The 23,352-nt window shown below is 43.7% G+C and carries 18 protein-coding genes and 1 riboswitch; of the genes, 14 read left to right on the forward strand and 4 right to left on the reverse strand.

Features of this window, described 5'->3' with window-relative positions:
• Positions 1 to 795 precede the first annotated feature (795 nt).
• The 11 genes from H7992_RS00920 to wrbA all read left to right on the forward strand — a co-directional run bounded on the left by H7992_RS00920 (position 796) and on the right by wrbA (position 14,436).
• Positions 796 to 3,462, forward strand: a complete 2,667-nt coding sequence (locus tag H7992_RS00920; protein ID WP_187046422.1) for a DEAD/DEAH box helicase family protein — start codon at positions 796 to 798, stop codon at positions 3,460 to 3,462.
• A gap of 915 nt (positions 3,463 to 4,377) precedes the next feature.
• On the forward strand, positions 4,378 to 5,292 hold the full coding sequence (hprK, locus tag H7992_RS00925; RefSeq protein ID WP_187046423.1) for an HPr(Ser) kinase/phosphatase: 915 nt from the start codon (positions 4,378 to 4,380) through the stop codon (positions 5,290 to 5,292).
• A 745-nt stretch (positions 5,293 to 6,037) separates the two neighbouring features.
• Positions 6,038 to 7,219: a ParM/StbA family protein gene (locus H7992_RS00930; protein WP_067204556.1), complete on the forward strand. Its 1,182-nt coding sequence runs from the start codon at positions 6,038 to 6,040 to the stop codon at positions 7,217 to 7,219.
• A gap of 11 nt (positions 7,220 to 7,230) precedes the next feature.
• Positions 7,231 to 7,761: a hypothetical protein gene (locus H7992_RS00935; RefSeq protein WP_187046424.1), complete on the forward strand. Its 531-nt coding sequence runs from the start codon at positions 7,231 to 7,233 to the stop codon at positions 7,759 to 7,761.
• A gap of 212 nt (positions 7,762 to 7,973) precedes the next feature.
• A complete protein-coding gene (locus tag H7992_RS00940; protein WP_187046425.1) occupies positions 7,974 to 8,516 on the forward strand; it encodes a histidine phosphatase family protein in 543 nt (180 codons plus the stop codon).
• Positions 8,517 to 8,892: 376 nt separating this feature from the next.
• A riboswitch (TPP riboswitch) is annotated at positions 8,893 to 8,998 on the forward strand.
• A 79-nt stretch (positions 8,999 to 9,077) separates the two neighbouring features.
• Positions 9,078 to 9,908, forward strand: a complete 831-nt coding sequence (thiD, locus tag H7992_RS00945) for a bifunctional hydroxymethylpyrimidine kinase/phosphomethylpyrimidine kinase (protein ID WP_067204574.1) — start codon at positions 9,078 to 9,080, stop codon at positions 9,906 to 9,908.
• Positions 9,901 to 10,560, forward strand: a complete 660-nt coding sequence (gene thiE / locus H7992_RS00950; RefSeq protein WP_067204577.1) for a thiamine phosphate synthase — start codon at positions 9,901 to 9,903, stop codon at positions 10,558 to 10,560. The genes thiD and thiE overlap by 8 nt, the downstream gene beginning before the upstream one ends.
• 55 nt (positions 10,561 to 10,615) lie before the next feature.
• On the forward strand, positions 10,616 to 11,818 hold the full coding sequence (locus H7992_RS00955) for a DUF3238 domain-containing protein (RefSeq protein WP_187046426.1): 1,203 nt from the start codon (positions 10,616 to 10,618) through the stop codon (positions 11,816 to 11,818).
• Between the two features lie 343 nt (positions 11,819 to 12,161).
• Entirely contained in the window at positions 12,162 to 13,100 is a 939-nt protein-coding gene (locus tag H7992_RS00960; RefSeq protein WP_187046427.1) for a ring-cleaving dioxygenase, read from the forward strand.
• Between the two features lie 18 nt (positions 13,101 to 13,118).
• On the forward strand, positions 13,119 to 13,730 hold the full coding sequence (locus H7992_RS00965) for an alpha/beta hydrolase (protein WP_187046428.1): 612 nt from the start codon (positions 13,119 to 13,121) through the stop codon (positions 13,728 to 13,730).
• A gap of 22 nt (positions 13,731 to 13,752) precedes the next feature.
• Positions 13,753 to 14,436, forward strand: a complete 684-nt coding sequence (gene wrbA, locus H7992_RS00970; protein ID WP_187046429.1) for an NAD(P)H:quinone oxidoreductase — start codon at positions 13,753 to 13,755, stop codon at positions 14,434 to 14,436.
• A 50-nt stretch (positions 14,437 to 14,486) separates the two neighbouring features.
• Here wrbA and H7992_RS00975 read toward each other — a convergent pair whose 3' ends face one another.
• On the reverse strand, positions 14,487 to 16,298 hold the full coding sequence (locus H7992_RS00975; protein ID WP_187046430.1) for a helix-turn-helix domain-containing protein: 1,812 nt from the start codon (positions 16,296 to 16,298) through the stop codon (positions 14,487 to 14,489).
• A gap of 230 nt (positions 16,299 to 16,528) precedes the next feature.
• Between H7992_RS00975 and H7992_RS00980 the strand changes: the two genes are divergently transcribed.
• From H7992_RS00980 to H7992_RS00990, 3 genes are read left to right on the forward strand one after another with little or no spacing between them, the layout of a single operon-like run.
• Positions 16,529 to 17,236 (forward strand): DUF5058 family protein, encoded by a 708-nt coding sequence (locus H7992_RS00980; protein ID WP_187046431.1) that lies wholly within the window; start codon positions 16,529 to 16,531, stop codon positions 17,234 to 17,236.
• A 22-nt stretch (positions 17,237 to 17,258) separates the two neighbouring features.
• On the forward strand, positions 17,259 to 17,990 hold the full coding sequence (locus H7992_RS00985; RefSeq protein ID WP_255428551.1) for a small-conductance mechanosensitive channel: 732 nt from the start codon (positions 17,259 to 17,261) through the stop codon (positions 17,988 to 17,990).
• A gap of 18 nt (positions 17,991 to 18,008) precedes the next feature.
• A complete protein-coding gene (locus H7992_RS00990; protein ID WP_187046432.1) occupies positions 18,009 to 19,226 on the forward strand; it encodes a M20 family metallopeptidase in 1,218 nt (405 codons plus the stop codon).
• Positions 19,227 to 20,144: 918 nt separating this feature from the next.
• Here the strand turns inward: H7992_RS00990 and H7992_RS00995 are convergent.
• The 3 genes from H7992_RS00995 to H7992_RS01005 form a co-directional block, all read right to left on the reverse strand.
• A complete protein-coding gene (locus H7992_RS00995) occupies positions 20,145 to 20,687 on the reverse strand; it encodes a hypothetical protein (RefSeq protein ID WP_187046433.1) in 543 nt (180 codons plus the stop codon).
• A 224-nt stretch (positions 20,688 to 20,911) separates the two neighbouring features.
• Positions 20,912 to 22,087 (reverse strand): amidohydrolase, encoded by a 1,176-nt coding sequence (locus H7992_RS01000; RefSeq protein WP_187046434.1) that lies wholly within the window; start codon positions 22,085 to 22,087, stop codon positions 20,912 to 20,914.
• A complete protein-coding gene (locus H7992_RS01005; protein WP_187046435.1) occupies positions 22,084 to 23,319 on the reverse strand; it encodes a Zn-dependent hydrolase in 1,236 nt (411 codons plus the stop codon). The genes H7992_RS01000 and H7992_RS01005 overlap by 4 nt, the downstream gene beginning before the upstream one ends.
• Positions 23,320 to 23,352 lie beyond the last annotated feature (33 nt).

Below are 23,352 nucleotides of genomic sequence, written 5' to 3' on the forward strand. Positions count from 1 at the left end.
TGGGAAGCCACTGAAAAAGCCCTAGTACTTGGAATGGTTTAGGATTCCCACTAATACCGCTTCGACGCTTTGTGGATGCCTCCCGCGATAAGCCAGAAAGAAGACCGCTTTCAGTCTTATCGCTCCGGCTACCACGAAGTCGCGCCTTCGCTGGATGGTCTATGTAGAAAGTGCATTTCATTATCTGGGATGAAATCTGCAAGCTGGAGTGTGTCTTTCTTGAATATAATGAGTAGCAAAAAGTAGTCACATTATATACATCTCAAATTCACATTTCTCTCGATAATGAACACCCTAGCGCAGGCGCGGCAAAGGGGTCGCCGAAGCCGTAAGACTGGATGCGAAGCGCTAATCCAGGCTTACGGTGAGAGGCATCCCCAAAGCGCCAAGCGTTCTACAATCCATACCCCGAATTACAACTCTCTGATTATTGAGCACCACAGTAGATTCAGTGGTCTTCTTTAATTCAACATATATTGACAATGTTTTTTCCGAAACAAATAGTCTAGTAGTGTGAAGATAGTGGAAACAAAGTGTTTTGTGGATAGAGACCACTGAAAGGGTTCTGTATTTGCTTTAAATGAAAATAGTCATTCAAAACAGCGTCTGCCAAAAAGGGACGCTGTTTTTCATTCCATAAAAAAGTTTCAGCATCTAATGGCGAATACACAAGTTTCTGTAGATAAAACTTTCCGCTAACAAGTAAGAAAAGGTGGTGTCCATTTGGTATAATTTGAGTATAAGTAAAAATGAGCGGGGTATGGAAGACCAGTCTTGTCAAAGGGGGAGTAAATTGTGGAACGGTTTCCGGATAACATCCAATTCTGTTATGAGTGGCGTTCATATCAGAGACGCATACTGAACGAACTGGAAAGTCATCTTGTGAATGGGCATCTTCATCTCGTGGCGCCACCGGGATCTGGAAAAACGGTCCTAGGTCTTGAAGTTATGCTTCGGCTTGATCGACCGACCTTGATTGTTGCGCCGACCGTGGCCATTCGGGCGCAGTGGATGGAGAGGTTCACCGAGCTATTCCTTGGAAATGAACTTCCTACCTGGATGTCGACTAATTTAAAGGAACCTGCATTTGTCACGGTGACGACCTATCAATCGTTACATAGTCTATTTAATAGACGAGAAGAAAAAATAACCGATGATGATGAAGGTCAGACTGACGATGAAACGGTAGAAGACAGTTTTACTGGAAGTGGTGACGATCTAATCCGTGAACTGGATCAGATTGGTTTTGGCGCACTAATATTGGATGAAGCACACCATCTTCGCACATCTTGGTGGAGGACGATGATGGATGTGAAGGAGAGACTTGGTGAACCTGTTGTCGTTGCGCTGACCGCTACACCGCCTTTCGATGTAGGTGCTGCAGAGTGGCAGCGTTATGTCGCATTGTGCGGACCGATTGATCTGGAAATATCGGTACCCGAGCTTGTGAAAGCGTCGGAACTTTGTCCACACCAGGATTTTATTCACTATTCAATTCCCGAAGCGGATGAAATGATGCGAATTCTAGAGTTTCGTGACGAAGTGGATAAGTTCATCGAGCAACTGATCAAGGATAAAGAATTTGTGATGTATCTCGAAAAGCATCCATGGATAGCTGAACCAGAAGCACATGTAGAGCAGATTTTGTCCAGTCCAGGTGTTTTTTCCAGTATGCTTTTGTTCTTGAAAAATAACGGTTCACAAGCATACGTCCATGCCCTGCCTATCATCGGAATGAAAGATGAGCAAATGCCGGAGTTGTCGCTTCCTTGGCTTGAAGAGTTGCTTACGGGCTTGTTATTTCAGGTGGATGATAAAGATGTCATTTTAAAGGACATACGAAAACGTTTAACGCGTATCGGGGCGGTGGAACGTCGGAAAGTCGTACTTCTTTCAAATGCGTCCATAAAGAGGGGACTCATACATAGTGCATCAAAATTGAAGAGTATAGAAGAAATTGTGAAAGCGGAAAAAGCGCTTCTCGGTGAACAGCTCCGCATGGTTATTTTGACAGATTACATTCGAGCTGCGGATATGCCATTAAAAAAAGGAGATGAGCGTCCATTTGCTCGCCTTGGTGTCGTCCCCATATTTGAAGTGCTGCGTAGAAACCTCGGTCTGTACGTTAAACCGGGGATCCTAACTGGATCGATTGTCGTCCTGCCATTGAGTGCTTGGCCTATATTTGAAGAGGAAGCAAATAACCGCGGGTTGACAGTCGTTGCATCGCCGCTTGAAGTTGATGCGTCCTTTATCCGAATTGAGGTGAGCTCGGCTGATCGGCAACAGATGGTCGCAATAATGACCGAAGTTCTCAAAAGGGGCGGCGTGGATGTACTAACGGGGACGGCCGCGCTCCTTGGTGAAGGATGGGATGCACCTTGCATAAATTCACTTATTTTGGCGTCTAATGTCGGTTCCTTTATGCTGTCAAATCAAATGCGCGGACGTGCGATTCGGACAGATCGAAATGATCAGGCTAAAACGTCTTCCATCTGGCATCTGGTCTGTGTGGATAGAAGTGATGCAGGTGGAGGAGCGGATTATGATAATCTAACGCGGAGATTTCGATCACTAATTGGCATAGGAGCAAAGCGAGATATCATCGAAACGGGCATTGCTCGACTGGAGACTGGGGCTCCCCCAGGCACGGTGGAGCGCGTTACCATGTTAAATCATGAAATGGTACAACGTGCAAGCAAACGGGACACTTTTTTCGTCCGTTGGCAAAGAGCCATTGATGGAGGCCGTGAAATGACCGAGGAAATCGTGGCGGATAAACGCTCCTTGCCGCGTCCATATTATTTAGATAACACATTGAGAGGTCTTTTGTGGATCACGGGGTTTATCGCTTTAGAAGCAGTAGTCGATTTTAGCAATCTTTTCCGAAAGCTTGGTGCGTTTTCATTCGGAGAAGGAATGGCGATTGCGACAGTGCTCGGGCTCCTTTTTGCAGCACCTTCTTGCTATAAAACGGTGAAGTTGTATAGCAAGCATCCTTCCATAGAAGCGAGTATGAAAGAGATTGCGGAAACTGTCTATGCATCCATGCTTCATGCAGGTGCTGTTATAACGCCACTCCATAACAAGATGATCCGGGTGACGCGAGACGGCGGAGGGACATATACATGCTGGCTTGAAGAAGGGACGACGCATGAGAAGACAATCTTCATGACCGCATTGAAGGAATTTCTTAATCCAATTGAAAATCCACGATATATACTAATTCGTAAGGCGGGAAAACTTTGGAAGAGATCTGATTATCATGCTATCCCGCAAGTAATCGGACAAAAGAAAGAATATGTGAACTTTTTCTTGGAAGAGTGGAAACGTCGGGTTGGAAAGTCAGACTTCATCTACACAAGAACTGTCGAGGGGCTTCTTAAACTGCTAGAAGCGAGGATGAAGGCATTATCCAGTTCGTTCGTACCAACAGTAGAACGGACCAGTGGATGGCGATAAGAAGGCATGTATATATGTTGAATTAAAGAATCCCATTGAATCTGTTATGGTACTCAATAATGAGAGAGTTGTAATTCGAGGTGTGGATTGTAGAACGCTTGGCGCTTTGGGGATGCCTTTGCCGCGCCTGCGCTAGGGTATTTATTATCGAAAGAAATGTGATTTTGAGATGTACATGGCGAGATTGTAAGGTGATTACTAGTTGATACTATATAAATTGAAATAAAGAATTCCATTGAACCGCTACGGCGCTAGGGGATGCCTCCCGCCATAAGCCAAGCAGCTTCGCTGCCAGTCTTATGGCTTCGGCTACCCCTGTTAAGGCGCCTTCGCTCAATATATATACCGGATTCAACATATATAATTATATTCAAGAAAGACATACTCCAGCTTGCAGATTTCGTCACAGATAACGAAATGTGTTTTTCACATAGACCATCAAGCGAAGGCGCGACTTCGTGGTAGCCGGAGCGATAAGCCACTGAAAAAGTTCTTTTTTATAGTAAGAACTAGTTGATTGTAGTGAAGAGCGGCGACTCCGGCGGGAACAGCGCGAGCTGAAGACCCCGCAGGAACGCAGTGACGAGGAGGCTGAAGCCGTGCCCGCGGAAAGCGTCCGCTCGGAACGGAAATCAACGGGATTGAAGGAAATTATACTTTTTCAGTGCCCTGGCTTATCGCGGGAGGCATCCACAAAGCGTCGAAGCGGTATTAGTGGGAATCCTAATTCATTCCAAGTACAAGGTTTTTTTCAGTGGCCCACAAAAGCCCTTGTAAAGCGCATACGCGGTATACATTTGTTTAACATATATAGATAGTAGTTTTAAGTCGAAGATAGTCGCTAAGAATTAGCTCCAATTGGTGTTAAAGTAAACGAAGAGGTCAAGTAAGAAGAATGCAGAATGGAGGCTGTTCATGAAAACGATTACGATTGAAGAGATAGTCAATACGTTTTCCTTGGAAGTGTTAAGCGGACACGACCAATTGCATCGTATTATAAAAAAATCCAAAGTACGTCGTCCAGGATTAGAGTTTATGGATATATTTGACTTTATTGCAAAAGAACATATTCAAATTTTGGGGAAAAATGAAGTTAATTACCTTCATACGCTGACGTTTGAGGAATGTAAGCTACGGATTGCAAATATTGTTCAATATGCGCCCCCATGTATCATCATAACATCCCAACAGGAAGAGCCACTGGGCCTGATTCAATACTGTACGGAAGAGAAAATCCCGGTGTTACGCACTCGTGATTCCACGAGTGAATTGAGTGCGAAATTAGATGCGTATGTTGTGAAAGCAATGGCTCCAGAAATTGCAATACACGGCGTTTGCGTCAATGTATCGGGAATGGGTATTCTACTCCGCGGCAAGTCTGGTGTAGGGAAAAGCGAGACGGCTCATACATTGATTGGTCGGGGACATCGGCTTGTGGCAGATGATGTAGTGGTGTTGAAAAAGCTTAGCCCACAAACCTTGCTCGGGACGCACGACGAAAATAGCAAAGAATTTCTTGCGTTGCGTAGTATTGGCTTGTTAAATGTGGTGCGCCTTTATGGAAGAGCCGCTTTCCAGGATGAAACGCGGATTGCACTGGACATCGAATTGACTAAGTGGAAAGAAAATGACTTGAATAATGAATTAGAGCAGGAAACGAAGTTTGTGGAATACATGGACGTCCAGATTCCGCATATCCAAATTCAACTTCAACCGGGGCGTGATATCGCAGGTTTGATTGAAGCCGCGGCGAATAACTGGTATTTAAAGCAGCAAGGTTATAGCGCAGTAGAGGAATTCATGAAACGGATTGAGTCAGATACGCCTTAGTATTGAGTAGCAACGTTTGATGGGTTTGGAATAATTAGTAGGAGTACGTAAAAACGTGAAAATGAGTAGACATTCAAATAGATGTCTACTTTTTTTCGTGTTTTTTATTTTGGTGTATGAAATGGTTGTCATTTTGTCTTATTCGGCCACCTATTATTAGTCAGGTTATTCCTAGATGTAGCTGGGGGCCTGGAGTGTGGCGTAAGCTAATTGGTGATTAATGATACTATTTAACCCGTAAAGGCATGTTAGAGGCGAAACTGAGAAGCCGAAATTGCTTGGTCAACAGCTCGCATGCTTGTAATGAAGGTGGGAACAGATCGAATAACAACTTATAATCACTGGCACTTTAGAAAAGTAAGGGAATGTCTAATGGGTTTTATTTGTGAAATACCCTTTTTATTGAATGGTAAGCAAGCTCGGCTTCAGCTTGAAGTTAGGAAGGGAAGGGGAAGGAGGGCTTATATCGAACTTGAGTAAACGTCCATCTTAACTATTTTTGTGGATGTATACATTACAGTGTACTTGTACACATTAATGTATACATTTGTAAACATTAATGTGTACAAGTGTACAAACACGTACGCAACCAGTGGTGGCGGGTGTATACGTTAATGTGTACAAGTTTACAGCTGGGTACACAATATTACATTTGTGTGTTAAATAGTTGAATTGGATTGACCTGCCAACAAAATTCCAGTACCATTTCAATAGAAAGATAGAATAATTGGGGAGGATGATTTTTATGACAGAAACACGTATTGCAGCAATTGACGTAGGAAACGATTCATTAAAAGCCATTTTCGGTAAATTGGAAGCAGAACTCAATATACCCAATGTAATTGCACAAGATATTGCAGATCGTCCGATTATCGGCATTGAAGAACTAGACAACCAAGAGCCTACTGATGGCATTCATATTCGTTTGCACTCTCCAACATTAAAAGATAACAACGCTATTTACCGTGTTGGGAATCTTGCTACGAAAAGTGGTAATTCAACTGAACTAGATCCAGGTAGCAACAAATCTGAGGAAGATCAAACTTTGGTGATGTTGTTCGCGGCACTTGCAATAGATGCAGCTCGTGATGAGAATAAAGGTATTTTTAAACGTAATAATAATGTAATTGAAGCTACGTATACACTAGGTACAGGACTTCCACTGAGAGAAGTAAAGGAAGGGAAAGACGTTGGTTATCGTTCCCAATTGCTTAGCTCTGTTCACCAAGTAGAGTTTTTGGTTACACCTAAATATCAAGGTATAAAAGTAAATATTAAATTTGATGAAGTAAAGGTTTATCCGGAAGGTTTTGCTGCGTTTATCAACCTTGTAATGGATAATAATTTAAACATCATTAATAAAGAATTAATCGATAAACAAATCTTGATACAAGACATCGGTGGGTTATCAACGGATGTTGCGGTTATTAGGAATCGTAAAGTTGATGATGATAAGGCACAAGGCTTCAACTTGGGTGTTTCAGAGTCTCTGGATGCTATTCGGGAAGAAATTTATGTTAGACATGGCGTAGAGTTGGACAGTCGTCTAGATGTTGTGGACATTATAACGAAGAAAAATAACCGTAATCATATTATGGTAAAAGGAAGCCGGACAAGTGTTCATGACATTGTAGACCGGATTCTCTTGGAGCTAGCGAAAAAGCAATACCGCCATTTACGGAATGTATGGGCAAGAAACTCGCAATCTGAGATCTGCTATTTCATCGGCGGAGGCTCTATTGTCCTTAAAGACTATCTTAAAACGTTAAATAATAGCTTAGATGGTTATAATATCGATTTCTTTGAAGATGAAAAAGAAAGTGTTTGGATGATGGCCAACGCTTATTACAAGTTAATTTCAGACTTTGCGAAAAAAAATCAACAAGTCAAAATTAAAGAAGAAGAAAAGTTAGTTAAAACAAAGTAAGGTGACTATGCATGAATGACGCGGGATTAAAAAGGGGACAGCCCATTACATTTCGTCTCCCATCAGATACATCTGACCACACACTAAAGCAACTGCAAAAGTTAAAAGAAGTCGAAAGAAGAAACTTTTCCAGTAAAATTGCGGAGTTCGTGATAGATGGGGTGAATGACTCACTTTTAAAGCATAGAGAGGCCATAACAATTCCGCTCCCAAAAGGGTTAACTAAAGCGCAACGTGATTGGTTAAAGCACGAACATTCCGAGGCGCTACTAGGGAGTATCGTCTATCAGTTGATGTCCGATCCAATCCGCACAGCTTCTCTCTTTGCATCATTGAACAGCAATGCAATAGATGTAAATGCAGCATTATATTTGCAGGAAGAAACGAGCGCTGCCGTTGAGGTGGAAACAGAACATCAATTGATTAACATAGAGGATGATCTGGATAATTTTGATTGGGAACAGTTAAAGGAGCCAGAAGAAACCTCTGTTGTAGAAGAGGAAGACCCTTTAGCTGACTTCCTTGCCCAGATGAATAAATAATAGTGAGTGCCTGCATAAGAAACCACCATGAATGCTTAAATTTTCATGATGGTTTATTGTACAGGCACTTTTTGTTGTGATTTCTAAGGAATCTAAAACATTGAGATGTTTTCTTTGGAGCATACAAGGGAAAAAGAGTAATAGGGATGACTACAGCTAGTTTGCGAATGGGTTGTATGTCTATTTAGTAAGAAGAATGGGGTGAAGCGGGTATGGAAAAAGTTATTTACATCGTGCGTCATTGCTCCGCAGAAGGGCAGGCACCACACGCGGAATTGACTGCTGAAGGGATTCTGCAGGCGGGTCAGCTTGTAGCGTTTTTCGAAGATATCGAAGTGGATCGGATTATTACGAGTCCGTTTTCTCGTGCACGTCAGACGGGCTGGCCTATAGCTGAGCGGAAGAAGTTGCATGTAGAGGTGGATAGTCGGCTTATGGAGCGCGTGCTAAGTTCAATGGATTTCGAGGATTGGTTGATAAAGCTGGAAGATACGTTTTTTGACCTTCATCTAAAATATGAGGGTGGGGAATCTTCGAGTGAAGCGATGTCGAGGGTCTGTGATGTTGTGGATGAGCTGGGTGACGGTTCGCGGACAGTGCTTGTGACACACGGGAATTTAATGGCGCTATTATTAAGTTGTTATGATGAACGATTCGATTTTGGGCAGTGGCAGGCACTGACGAATCCAGACGTGTATGTTATACGGATTAAGGATGGGGACTCAGAAGTGGAAAGAATTTGGGGTTCTGAATAAAAAAACAGGCCGCTGTGATGTCGGCCTATCTAGGTTTTAGTGAATGTTAACCCATTGTAAGATTAGTAATAATGACCACTGCAATAATAACGAGTGCCCCGAAAAGACTGATCCACATGGATTTGTCGGGATTATTCGGTCTGCTGTCTGCTTTATGCATAAACTGCGCCTTCTTTCTGTTTATGTCATTAACTATACTCTTATCGACGATAGAATGGAATAAACTGTTACCACGTGAAACGAGTTTATTATATATATTGAACCTATTTGATGGAGTTTTTTATTTCCATTACTCTATGCTTCTATTGAAAATGGACCAAACATTCCCACAATCTCACACTAGATATGTTACACTTGCTACAAAGCTGAATAGTTTAACAACCACTAGGGGAGCCTTTTTTAGGCTGAGACGTGCATGAATGCGCGGACCCTTGGAACCTGATCCGGATTATACCGGCGTAGGAAAGTGGGTACGCCTTTTACGAATAGTTAAATGGCTAGCCGCTTTCTTACGCCACCGGGAAGCGGCTTTTTAGTATAAATAAAAGGGTGGCGAATCGAATGGTACGTGTGGCATTGACAATTGCGGGGTCGGATAGTGGTGGTGGTGCGGGTATTCAGGCAGACTTGAAGACGTTCCAAGAATTGGGTGTTTTCGGTACGTCGGCACTGACAGCGGTGACAGCGCAAAATACATTTGGAGTGACGGCGATACAGCCGGTTGACACCGCTATTATTAAAGCGCAAATACAGGCAGTTATTGAAGATTTTGATGTTAAAGCGATTAAGACAGGGATGCTCTTTTCGACAGAAATTATCTATGCAGTGGGAGAGGCGTTTCATTGGAGCGGAATTCCACTTGTCATTGATCCGGTGATGATTGCGAAAGGGGGTGCTTCATTGTTAGAAAGACAGGCGGTTGAAGCGTTGAAGACTGTACTGGTACCTCTTGCAGCTATTGTTACACCTAATATTCCAGAAGCAGAAGTGCTTGCAGGAATGGAAATAAAGACGAATGAAGACATAGAACGAGCGGCGAAACATATAATAGCGTTGGGCGCGGGGGCGGTTCTTATTAAAGGGGGCCACCGGAAAGAAGCGCCTTATGCGGAAGATCTGTTCATGGGGGCTGACGGGGAACGGTTCTCGGTTCGCGCACCATGGATTGATACGAAAGATACGCATGGAACAGGGTGTACGTATTCGGCGGCACTGACAGCGTTTTTGGCAAATGGGGAAACGGCAGCGAATGCAGTTGTTTCTGCAAAATGTTTTATCCACGCAGCAATTGAAGATGGACTTAAAATTGGTGGCGGCCATGGTCCGACGAATCACTGGGCATATGGACGCCGCGGTAACAAGACAATGGAAGGGGTTGTAGTTTATGGATAAGCAAACAGTTAACTTATATTTCATCATGGGTACAGTGAATTTGGCGGGACGCGACCCGTTACATGTCTTAGAAGAGGCGCTAAAGGGTGGTATAACGAGCTTTCAATTACGTGAAAAAGGGCCTGGTGCATTAACGGGTGAAGAATTGAAGGCATTTGCACAAGCGTGTCAGCAATTATGTGAACAATATAGTGTACCTTTCATTGTCAATGATGATATAGGTCTTGCGATTGAAATTGGTGCAGACGGTATTCATATCGGGCAGGAAGACGGATATATTTCAGCAGTGCGTGACAAGGTTGGTCCAGACATGCTAATAGGTGTTTCTACGCATAATGTAACAGAAGCGATTGCGGCAGCTGATGCTGGGGCTGATTATATCGGTCTAGGTCCAGTTTATGAGACACAGACGAAAATGGATACGCAACCGGTTATTGGTATCGAGACAATTAGGGAAGTGGCATCGTTGTTACCTGGCTTACCAATTGTTGCGATTGGCGGAATTTCAGAACGCAGAGCCGGTGCTATCATTAAAGCGGGTGCGTCAGGGGTAGCGGTTATTTCTGCAATTTCTGGAGAAGAAGATCCTGGAGAAGCAGCAAGTCGTTTAAAAGGTGCGGTCCTTCTTTCATTAACAGGTATTGAAATGTAATGTTTAACTGCTCGCGAAATATACCACACTTCCAAGTAAGGGGTGTGGTGTGCGGATGAAAAAGAAACTGTTTGAAATACAAACCGTTTTGCATAAGGCAGATCTAATCTATTTCACATGGAATGATGTCGGCGGAACCTACAAAGTCTATAGAGACGGGCATCATTTGTATGAAGGAACGGTCTCTGAATTTAGTGACGGTGATTTCAAGCATGCGAAACTATATAATTACTTAATCGAACGTGTTGAGGATGGTATTGTGATTGACGTTATTGCATTGCAAACGTCAGCATTTGCTGAACAGAAAAACAAAGAAAGTCCGCTTCAGTCACTTGTCATGACAACGATTGTCGCAAAGACGCAAATTGCATTGTCTTGGGAGGAAATTAAAGATGTCGCTGAATATGATGTCTACCGAAATGGGACGCATATGACAACGGCGGTCGGTAATTCTTACATCGACAGGGATTTTTCGTTGGATGAAATCTATACGTATACGATTAAATCTAAGCGGTCACTTGCGAAGTCGGAAGAACGATTCAACGTCTTTCAGTCGATTGTCTCCACTGTTTTTGGGCTGTTGAATCCGGTTTCGTCGAAGGCAGAAGCGGCGATTGAACAGTTTTCGGTGACAAAATCCATTGCCAAGCCGAGGGAGTTGCTGACGCCTGTTCAAGACAGAGTTCGTCTTCCGAATGTAGATAGGTGGGGATTCCGCTACATGACGTTTTTGCAGGATGACTGGGTGCTGAATCCGAATCTTTTATCGCGAAATCGTTATTTTAAAGGGGATGACAGGGGATTCGATTCAAATGGAGCCAGTTATCGGACCCGAGTGGACGTCGAACTGGCATATGACCTTGAACGTTCTCCGTTGACGTTTACAAGGGATGTTGGGCCATCGATTGTCTATGATGCTTTTAAGCGCTTTAGGAAACAAGCAACCGCTTCACACGATGGGATTACGTTGAAACGGACAAATCACGGGGAAGACGAAGCGGGATTTCATCTTCTGCATGCTGTCGGCAATCCCCTTACAACGGCCCCTGACATTAACTATGAAGTGCGAGCAGTTATGAGGCGGGACGGAACGTTTGATATGACGGGTTACCACGATCAGGCGCCCCATCATGAGATTTACCTGATGCGCGGTGAAGAGAATGAATGGAAACCAATTCACCAAGCGGAAAGTAAGGGGCTCGCGTGGATGTCCGAGGTAATTGCTTGGCAGTACTGGCGAATCTCTAATTTTGAATAGTAAACAATGAACTCCTTCCGTTGTCATAAATGGAAGGAGTTCATTGTTTATCCGGAAAGGAAAAATATGAGTTGCGTAGATAGCGAATTATGCATCCCTACTATTCGATAGGATGAACCTTGGTAATAATGAATGTACTGTGACAAGAGGCTATCTGAACTATCTCGGATAGCCTCTTTATTCACTTTTAAGCGTTTATTGTTGAACAAGACGGGCGGTGACTCGTTTCTTACATCCGATTTATATGCTTCAAGCCAACTCGTTGACAAAGAAAACTCTGCTTGGTATGATTACCTTGAATTCAAGATAAATAACTTTCTACTAATTCGAGGAGAGAATTGATATGACGAAAAAATCAATGGGCATTCACCACATAACTGCAATCGTCGGACATCCGCAAGAAAACGTCGACTTTTACGCGGGTGTTCTTGGGTTGCGTCTTGTCAAGAAAACCGTCAACTTCGATGATCCGGGGACGTATCATCTTTACTTTGGTAATGGAAACGGTGCACCGGGTACGATCATTACGTTTTTCACATGGGCTAATGCTCGCCAAGGAACAATTGGGGATGGTCAAGTCGGTGTTACGTCGTACGTAGTACCGGTCGGGGCAATGACTTTCTGGGAAAACCGTCTTGAGAAATTTAAGATTGCGTTTAGCAGATCAAACCGCTTTGGTGAAACGTATGTATCATTTGATGATCCACACGGTTTGAGAATTGAGATTGTCGAGCGAGAAGATGGGGTAAAGAATGAATGGATGGTTGGTGAAATAACAGCGGATGTCGCTATAAAAGGGTTTGGCGGCGCAACGCTATTATCTACACAACCTGAAAAAACGGCTCATCTTCTTGAACAAGTTATGGGGCTTGAAAAAATCGGTGAAGAAGGCGAATACATCCGGTTTCGCTCAACAGCGGACATTGGCAATGTCGTCGATTTGAAAACAACATCATCAGGTCGTGCACAAATGGGTGTCGGCACAGTACACCATATCGCTTGGCGCGCTGAAGATGATGCGGATCAACTGGACTGGAAATCACTTGTTGAAGAGAATGGTTATGGCGTGACTCCGGTGAAAGACAGAAACTATTTCAATGCGATTTACTTCCGAGAACACGGAAATATTTTGTTTGAAATTGCAACGGATGCACCAGGCTTTGCACATGACGAGTCCGTGGAGACGATGGGAGAAAATCTTATGCTTCCAACGCAATATGAGCACAGTCGCGAACAGCTGGAATCTTCTTTGATCCCTTTTGAAGTGCGAGAAATTGATTGATACGAGGAGAGATATACTATGAAACATATTTATAAACCAGGAAAAAATGCTTCAAAACCGGTGTTACTTTTGCTTCACGGCACAGGAGGCACAGAACAGGATTTACTGGGACTTGCCGACTTAATTGACCCCGATGCTGGGGTACTAAGTGTTCGAGGAAATGTCCTTGAAAACGGCATGCCGCGTTTCTTCCGTAGATTGGCGGAAGGGGTATTCGATGAGGAGGATTTAATCTTCCGTACGAAGGAATTGAATGCGTTTCTGGATGAAGCTGCAAAAGAAAATAGTTTTGACAGGTTGAATGTCGTTGCGGTTGGTTATTCTAATGGAGCGAACATCGCAGCAAGCCTGCTGTTCCATTATGCAGAGGCTTTGAAAGGCGCAATTCTTCATCACCCGATGGTACCGAGGCGTGGAATCGACTTGCCAGATTTAGCCGGCATTCCGGTGTTCATCACCGCAGGAAAAAATGATCCGATTTGCCCTGCGAAGGAGTCAGAAGATCTCAAGGAATTATTGGCAGGCGCGGGCGCAGTGACGGAAGTTCACTGGGAAATGAATGGTCATTCGCTAACGCGTACGGAAGTGGACGCAGCGGCAGAGTGGTACAAAACAACATTTGTGAAATGAAAAGAGAAGCGGAGATAAAAAAATGAGTTTTTTAGACAGGTTATTCGGCAAAAACACTACAACAAGTAAAGAGGAGACGGTAAACATGATAAAAACAAAAACAGCAATCGTATATTACAGTTCAGGCGGTACGAACTACCAATTGGCACAGTGGGCTGCAGAGGCGGCTGAAGCAGCAGGTTCTGAAGTACGACTGATGAAAGTGGCTGAAACAGCTCCACAAGCTGCAATCGATTCATCTCCGGGCTGGAAAGCGCATGCTGAAGCAACGAAAGATGTACCTGTTGCAACAGGAGAAGATCTTGAGTGGGCGGACGCGATTATCTTTAGTGTACCGACACGTTTCGGTAATGTACCTGGGCAAATCCAGAGTTTCATCGATACATTAGGTGGTCTTTGGTTCCAAGGCAAGCTCGCTAATAAAGCAGTAAGCGCAATGTCTTCAGCACAAAACCCACATGGCGGTCAGGAAGCAACAATTCTTTCCTTATACACAACAATGTACCACTGGGGAGCAATTGTTGCGGCACCAGGTTTCACCGACGCAGTTACATTTGCAGCTGGTGGTAACCCGTACGGTACAAGCGTAACTGTCGGACAAGATGGAAAAATAGCGGATGACGAAGCGGCAATTAAAGCGGCAGTTGCTCATCAGGCGGGACGTACAGTAAAAGTTGGAACAGCATTGAAAAGTATGAACGCATAACACGTAATACGAAGAAAGCCGACCTTATGATGGGTCGGCTTTTTCGATTTTTATACATAAGTAGAACGTAGATGACAGGCTAGGTGTATTTTCAAGGAGTCTTCATTGTCGTTTAAGTCGAGTTGCAGTACGTGTTCAATTTTCCGAATGCGCTGGTATAGTGTGTTGATGTGAATATGTAGTTTTTCAGCTGTTTTTGTAGCGGAACGGTTTGATTCAAAATAGGTCAGCAAGGTTTCTTCCAACTCGGACTTTTTTTCATGAGGGTAGGATAGGGGAAGAAAGACCTCATCGATAAATTGTTGGATTTCCCTGGGCGACTGATTTAAAAAGAGCTTGTTTAACCCAATGTTTTCGTAACGAATGATATCTAGCCGATTACGTGAGGTTAGGTATGTCAGTGTTTTGTTCGCTTCTTCGTAAATCTTTTTAATGGCGTGTAATCCTTTATAAGTCGAGCTAATGCCAGCGCGGAAAGAATGTTGATCCTTCGCATCCCACTCTTCTTTGACGACGTTGAACTTTTGTTGGAAGATCTTAAAGTGGCTGGATTCTGTTATAGAGGCGAAGAAGATGACTCGATTTTGTAACCCATAAATCATTGTTTCAGTCTTGGGTAGTTCGTTTTTTAATTTCAGTACTAGATGGTGAATCTTGATTTCCAGTAGCTGCAAATCTGTGTAATTCGGTATTTCAAAAATCGCCATAAACCAATATGTGGAGGCGTTTAGACCGAACTCCTTTGCTAGTGTTTCAAGATGTTCATCGTTTTTTGCGTTTAACAGCGCAAGGAATTGTTCGTGCGTCTTTTTATAAAAGTATTCAGTGACGGTTTGATTTTTGATTAATTCCAAAGCTAATATGGAACTCCCTTGTTCGAGTGCAATTCGGTCTGACTCGGAAATTTCTTCGCTCACGTGAATCAGGAAACACCCAAGAAAAACAGGGCCATTATAAACAGGGTAGATATAATAGGTTTTTACGGAAGGGTGATTCGCTTTGAGGTGGATAGGTTTCCTTCTTGTTAAAAAGATTTTTTTCAGTTCAAATTGATCGAAATTAGGTATTTCATTAGGGTCATGTAAATAGAATTTGTCTTCAATGACGTTGAAAAAGGTAACGGGTGAATTGAGCATTAGGTTGAATTCATGGACGATTGCCTCGAGACCTTTATTCTCCAACGAAATAGTGGTCAATGTTTCATGCACTTTATGCCTTTTTTGAAGTTGAATATTTCGTTCTTCCAGCTGCGCACTTAATTGTGTGATTTTTTCGATTCGATTATTTGCTTCTGTAAAGTACTGTGCATTTTGAATGGCGATAGCGGCTTGTTCAGCAAACGCCTGCAGTAGGAGAAGATCATGTTCATCTAACACTTTTTTTCGATGCCATTGATGAGTAATCATGATGCCAATCCTTTTGTCTTCAATGGAAATGGGTACGCAAATAAGTGCTTCTGGGATGTTTGCGGATGAAATAATATGATGAAAGTTCGATTTTGAAACATGGTGATAATCCATTGCCTTGAGTATTTCTTCTTTGGAATTGAATATCAGTCCTAGCCCATCCTCGAATACAGTCCCTGTAATAGATTCTCCTGGTTTCACTTTGAAATTGTAAATGTTGTCATTAAACCCAAGTGGTGCTTTTACTAGTAGCCGCTCTGTCCCCACGTCGTAAAGCATTAAATACCCTGCATCTGTAGCTGGAATCACTTTGAGTGCATTCCGCATGATTTCCCCCAAAACTTCGTCAAGGTCCAAACTGGAAGTGATTGAACGAATGCTGTCGACTAAAACTGTCAGTTCGACATCCCTTAACTTCCCTTGTAATAAAGGATTAGTTGTCTTATCTGTTTTCATCTCTTTTCTCCTTTCGGTGGTGTAGAAATATCTATATAATTCACTAAAACAGTGTATGAATGAACATTGTTATCACACTAATTCCAGTGTATAGTAATGAACATAAATTGAAAAGAGTAAAAATTCTAACAATGTGAACGCTTTATTATTTACCCTATGAATTAGTTGTAATACGAAAATAGTAACCGTATAAAATTGCCGGTGACAAAACGTAATGAGGAGGAAAGAAGATGGAACAAGTTTTGAAAGTAGCAAACAGCTTCCCAATATGGATTATTGCGGCTCTCGTCATTGGTATTGTTATATTTCAAGCAGTTGTCTTCATCAGGCTTGCTTCAAAAACAGCTCCCTCTGTTGGACTGACAACTTTGGAGGTGAAGTCGGTCGTGCGGACGGGGGCAATCAGTTCGTTAGGGCCTTCTTTTGCAATTATTATCGTGGCGATTTCCTTAATTACTTTCCTTGGAAATCCGGTTACACTCATGCGAATCGGTATCGTCGGATCGGCACCAATCGAAACGGTCGGCGCGAGTCTAGGAGCACAGGCGGCCGGCTCGGAACTGGGTTCGTCGACATTTACTGAACAAGCATTCACGACTGCAGTTTGGGTCATGTGTCTTGGTGGAATGGGCTGGTTATTGGTTACTGCGTTATTCACGAAATCACTAGGTAAGTTTCAAGAGAAAATTTCGAGAAAAAATAGCAATGTTAAACTGTTGAGTATTGTTTCGACTGCAGCAATGATAGGGGCTTTTGGTTATTTTGGTGCAGGGCAAATGATAAGAGGGATCAATGAGACGGTGGTATTTATAGCTGCATTTCTTGTCATGCCGGTTATCATATGGGCTTCTAATAAGTTTAAAATGAATTGGTTAAGAGAATGGTCTCTCGGATTAGTGATTGTTGTGGGGTTATCAATAGGACTGTTACTAACTTAACGAGGAAGGCAGGAGAAACGGTATGACGATTATGAATGAAGGGGAAACTGAAGTGATGATGCAAGGGGATTTACGGACGGACGAGACAGATGCAACACTCGACTTTGCAACGTTTCATGCTAAATCACATTTTTGGGGACGCTTGACGATTTGGAGTGTTATCGTACTGACGTTGGCTTTGCCTCTCTATCTATCGTTTGGTCTTGATTTTCATCCGGGATGGTCACCAATACTGTCCGGGTTCCTTGCTTATGCATCGATTATTGCGGTAGTCTGGTTTATTGAGCCAATTAGTTATTATCCGATTTTGGGTGTTTCGGGCACTTATCTTGCTTTTTTAACTGGCAATATAGGTAATATGTGTCTGCCAAGTGCATCAATTGCTCAAAGTGTAGTCGGTGCGGAACCTGGGACGAAAAAAGGGGAAGTAACAGCAACGCTCGCTATAGCAGCGGCTTCCATCGTCAATACAGTCATTCTTGTGTTCGCGATTCTTTTCGGTTCATATCTAATTGCACTGTTGCCGGCAACATTGACCGCTAGCTTCCAGTTTGTCCTGCCAGCCATTTTTGGTGGTGTTATTGCTCAATTTGCCATTAAGAAACCGCTATGGGGCATCGTTGGATTGGCTTTTGGACTACTGGTTAACTTGGGCCCAGTGCCGGCTTCAATGAAAACGTTTCTTTGTATACTAGGAACAGTCGTTGCTTGTATACTTCTTGAGAAGTTAAAAAGCAAAAAGGCAGCAGAATAATAAAGGGGGCTACTAGTTATGAGTCAACGAGTAGAAGAAGTAATTGAGACGAAAAAGGAATTAATGCAACTGCTAGAAAGTCGTAAAGACGAAATGATAGCAATTCGACGCTTTTTACATGAGAATCCGGAACTGTCTTTTAAAGAAGAAAAAACTGCACAATATATCGCTGACTTTTATAAAGGAAAAGATGTAGAAGTGCAGACGAATGTTGGCAATGGATATGGAATCATCGTAACAATTAAAGGGGATAAGCCCGGTAAGACAATCGGACTCCGTGCTGACTTTGATGCGTTGCCGATTCATGAAGCGACAGATGTTCCGTTCAAATCGAAAAATGACGGCGTGATGCATGCATGTGGACATGACGGGCATACCGCGTACATGTTAATTCTTGCGGATTGTCTCATTCAGATGAAATCATCGATTGCGGGTACAATTAAAATTATTCACCAACATGCGGAGGAAACGCCGCCGGGTGGAGCAAAGAGTATTGTTGAATCAGGTGTGCTAGATGATTTGGATCTGGTTTTTGGGACGCATTTATTCCCTTCGCATTCAACAGGTACGATTGGTTATCGCAGCGGCTTTGCAATGGCGGGGAGAACGTATTTTAAATTGGTGATTCAAGGAAGTGGCGGTCATGGATCATCCCCGCATCAGTCGAACGATCCGATTATTGCAGGTGCTCATTTTGTAACGGCAATCCAGACCATTGTCAGTAGGCGTTTAAATCCGTTTGAAATGGGTGTTGTTACAATCGGTTCATTTGACGGAAAAGGTTCGTTTAATGTTATCAAAGATAGCATAGAGCTTGAAGGTGATGTCCGGTATATGAATGAGGATACCCAGCAGTTAATTTCCCGGGAAATTCATCGTATTGTTAGCGGCATTGAACTGGAGTTTGACGTCACGTGCGAGTTGACGTATACGGCTGATTATCCGCCGCTTTATAATGACCCAGCGGTGACTGCAGAAGTTGTCTCCATTTTGAAAAAATCAGATGATCCGGATATCAAAGAAGTAGTGGAATTCCCCGTCTTTTCGGGGTCAGAAGACTTTGCGTATTACTTGGAAAAAGTTCCAGGCATTTTCTTTAATATCGGTTGCAAACCTAAAGGCGTAGAAAGGGCGTTCATGAATCATCACCCAAAATTTGATATTGATGAAGATGCCCTTCTGGTTTCAGCAAAATCTGTTGCTGAAGTAGTTTGTAGTTATTACGATATTGATTAATGAGACGAAAGCCGGCCTATTGAATAGGTCGGCTTTTTTGTTTGGAAACTAGTTGATCTTTGGTGAAAGAATGGGTGATCATAAAACCTCAGTGCGTCCGAGCGTATATGTTGTGAACCAAGCATAACCCCGGTGTGGCCGATCATATATGTTGTGAACCGAGCATAACCCCGGTGTGACCGATCATATAACAAGTGACCGGATCATAACCCCGGTGTGACCGATCATATATGTTGTGAACCGAGCATAACCCCGGTATGGCCGATCATATATGTTGTGAACCGAGCATAACCCCGATGTGGCCGATCATATATGTTGTGAACCGAGCATAACCCCTGCGTGACCGATCATATATATTGTGAACCGATCATAATCTCGTGAGTCCGATCATATATCAAGTGACCCGATCATAACCCCGTGCTTCCGATCATATAACAAGTGACCCGATCATAACCCCGTGCAGCCGATCATATAACAAGTGGACCAAGCATAACCCACGCGCGACCGATCATATAACAGGCGAACCGAGCGTAACCTGGAGCGCCCGATCATATAACAAGTGACTCGATCATAACCCCCGCGCGTCCGATCATATAACAGGCGAACCGATCATAACCCCCATGCGTCCGATCATATAACAAGTGACCCGATCATAACCCCCCGCGCGTCCGATCATATAACAGGCGAACCGAGCATAACCCGTGAGCGTCCGATCATATAACAAGTGACCCGATCATAACCCCGTGCAGCCGATCATATAACAAGTGACCCGATCATAACCCCCGCACATCCGATCATATGCCTTATAAAAACCGAAGTATGTCTAGGCATCTGGAGTACTATTAAACGATTAGAACAAAAATAAGTAACTTCATTGCAAAAGCCGATCTTTCGAAAAGATCGGCTTTTGTAATTAGCTTATTTAACTTTCTCTGGACGCGGCCAGATGAAGTACGAAATAGAAATGACAAAGTCAATCCCGAGGACGAGTGCCCATACTTTCAAAGTAGAGGATAGTACTTCTGTCCTTGCTGGATCACCAATGAAATAAATCATTGCGACAAGGAAAGCACCGCCGATAATATAAGCGAGCAGATGCTGCAATGTGCCTTTCATCGAGTGTCGAGCGTATTCAAATCCGGCTTTACGTACCGGTTTTGTGCCCGTTTTTTGAATGTAGTAACGAAACCGTTCATCAGCCCAGCGGATTATGCTTTTGCCGAACGCGATAGAAGACCCGAGATAGATTGCCGCGATTGCGTGCACTTGTGTTGCGGTTGCCCCGTTGTATAGATCAGTTGCTGTGACGATGAGTAATAGTAAATCGATAACTGGTGTCAAAGCAAGGAAGAAAAAACCGAGCTTTTCGCGTTTGAAAATATAGCGGGTGATAAGTCCGAGAGCAATGACGACCCAGAAACCAATTTCGCACGCAACGATTGTCCAAGCAATGAAATTCATAGGAACACCTCTTTTCAATCGAGTTGTAGTGAGTAGATTTATCATAGCACACCGATTATATGACTAACTGCAACAAGATTATCACCGCCGCGGAGTATATTGTCACCGACACAACTGTGTTTATCACCGGCATGGAGCGTGTTATCACCGACTCAACTGTGTTTATCACCGCCAAGCACAAAAAAACGGAAAAGCCAAATCGGCTTTTCCGTTCCTTCAATTAATCACTTATTCAAATAAGCCCATGCATACTGCGCATATAGTTCTGCTCCAGTAACGAGCGCATCTTCATCAATATCGAAGTTGCCGTGGTGATGTGACCACTCCGTATCTTTTTCAGGATTACCACTACCAACAAGTGCAAAACTGCCAGGCGCTTTGTCGAGGAAGAACGAGAAATCTTCGGCGCCCATCGTCGGTTTTTCATCATAGACAACGTCTGGACCGAATGCTTCAGTTGCAACTTGTTGAACAAGGTTCGCACTCTCTTCGTCGTTGATAACCGGTTGTGTTCCACGGATATACTCAACTTCCGCAGTTGCGCCGTACATGTCAGCGACGCTTTTGGCGTATTGTGAAATGCTTGTTTCGATTTGATCGCGGACGTCTTGATTGAACGTACGAACGGTTCCTTCAATCAGAGCATTCTCAGCGATAATGTTGAAACGCGTGCCGACCTCCATTTTACCGACAGTCAGGACCGCTGCTTGTTGCGGGTCAATCGTCCGTGAAACGACAGTCTGGACATTCATGACGAACGAAGAAGCAACGAGTGCTGCATCGATACAGTCTTGAGGCATGGCACCATGTCCGCCTTTACCTGTGAAGTGGACTTTGAAAATGTCAGCTGCAGCGAATGAGGGGCCTGGTGTACAAGAAACTTTATGCGTCGGCATTTGCGACCAAATGTGGATGCCGAAAACATTGTCGACGCCGTCCATGGCGCCTTGATCGACCATCGCTTTTGCGCCTTGCGCAATTTCTTCTGCGGGTTGGAAGAGCAGGCGTACGTTACCCGGCAGTTCATCTTTCACATCGGATAATGCTTTTGCAGCGATTAGCAACATCGATGTGTGTGCATCATGGCCGCATGCATGCATTTTCCCTTCAATCTTGGAGGCATAAGGTACATGCGTGTTTAATTGTTCAACAGAGAGTGCATCCATATCGCCGCGCAGTGCGACTGTTTTGCCGCCCGCCGCGCCTTTAATTTCAGCAATAACGCCTGTAGGTTCAGTCTTGCGGTAGGGAATACCGAGTTCGTCTAGATAGGCGCAAACGAACGCTGTTGTTTTTACTTCTTCGAACGACAGTTCTGGTCCGCTATGTAATTTGCGTCGCAGTGCCGTCAGTTCGTCGCTATAGTTTGTGATAGCATCTTTTATTTTTTGATTGATCATGTTGTTTTAGCCTCCGTTAATCGCTTTACCGCTTCATAGATAATAGTCGTGCCGTCTGCAAGGTGACCTGGATCCGACCATTCTTCCGGACAATGACTTAGCCCGTCTTTGCTTGGGATGAACACCATTCCGCAAGCCGTATAATCTGAGAATACCATTGCATCGTGGCCCGCACCGCTATTAATTGAACAATAAGGAATTTCAAGATGGTCGCTCGCTTCTTTTAATAAAGAGCGGATGCTGCTATCGAGTTCTTTCGGTTCAATGTAGAGTTGCTGTTCAATTGACGTGCCAATACCATTGCCATCTTGTTGTACAATCAATTCTTCCACTTTGCGAACTGCATTCAATACATGCTCTTCTTTACCTGAACGAATGTCTACGCTGAAGACAACTTTATCTGGGATAACATTTGCGCCATTCGGAAAGACATTCAATCGACCCGTTGTAATGACCGTTCCTTGACCTTCACCGCTTGCAATACCTGGCAGGGAGGCAATGATTTGTGCCGCGGAAACGAGTGCATCGGAGCGTCGATCCATTGGTGTTGTACCGGCATGTCCAGCTTGGCCTTGTACAGTCACTTCTAATTGAGTCAGCCCAACAATTGCTTCAACGACACCAATTTGAATGTTTGTCTCCTCGAGAATAGGGCCTTGTTCGATGTGCAGCTCTAGGAAGGCTTTAATCGTTTTAGGATCTCGTTTTTTCGCTTTCGCTGGGTTGACCGAGATATCTGCCATCGCATCTACTGCTAAAACGCCATCTTTATCAGCAAGTGTTTTGAAATCTTCTTCTGTCAATAAACCCATCATCCCACGGGAGCCCATTAGGCCACCGCCAAAACGGGAACCTTCTTCTTCAACAAGTGCGATGATTTCAAGCGGGTAGGCTGGCTTAAGGTTGTTCTCTTTGAACAATGCAGCAACTTCTAATCCGACAACAACACCTGCAGCGCCATCATAGGCTCCACCGTTTGGAACAGAGTCAAAGTGAGAGCCGACGATAACGGAAGGGGCGTCAGGTAAAGCTCCTTCAAGCTTGCCGAAGATATTGCCGAGCCCGTCTTCCGTCACTGTTAGATCGTACTCCACCATTTTTTCTTTAATGTAATTCCGAGCCTGTAAATCTTCTTGGCTATATGTAAGCCGCGTTACACCCGCACCTGGTGTAGCTGTAAATCGGCTCAACAATTCGATATGTTGTTCAATCCGTTGTTGATTGGCTGTCATATCTAGTCCTCCTCGTTTGATTAGTTTCTAAAT

It is taken from the genome of Sporosarcina sp. resist (genome assembly GCF_014302295.1).
GTDB classification, from domain to species: domain Bacteria; phylum Bacillota; class Bacilli; order Bacillales_A; family Planococcaceae; genus Sporosarcina; species Sporosarcina psychrophila.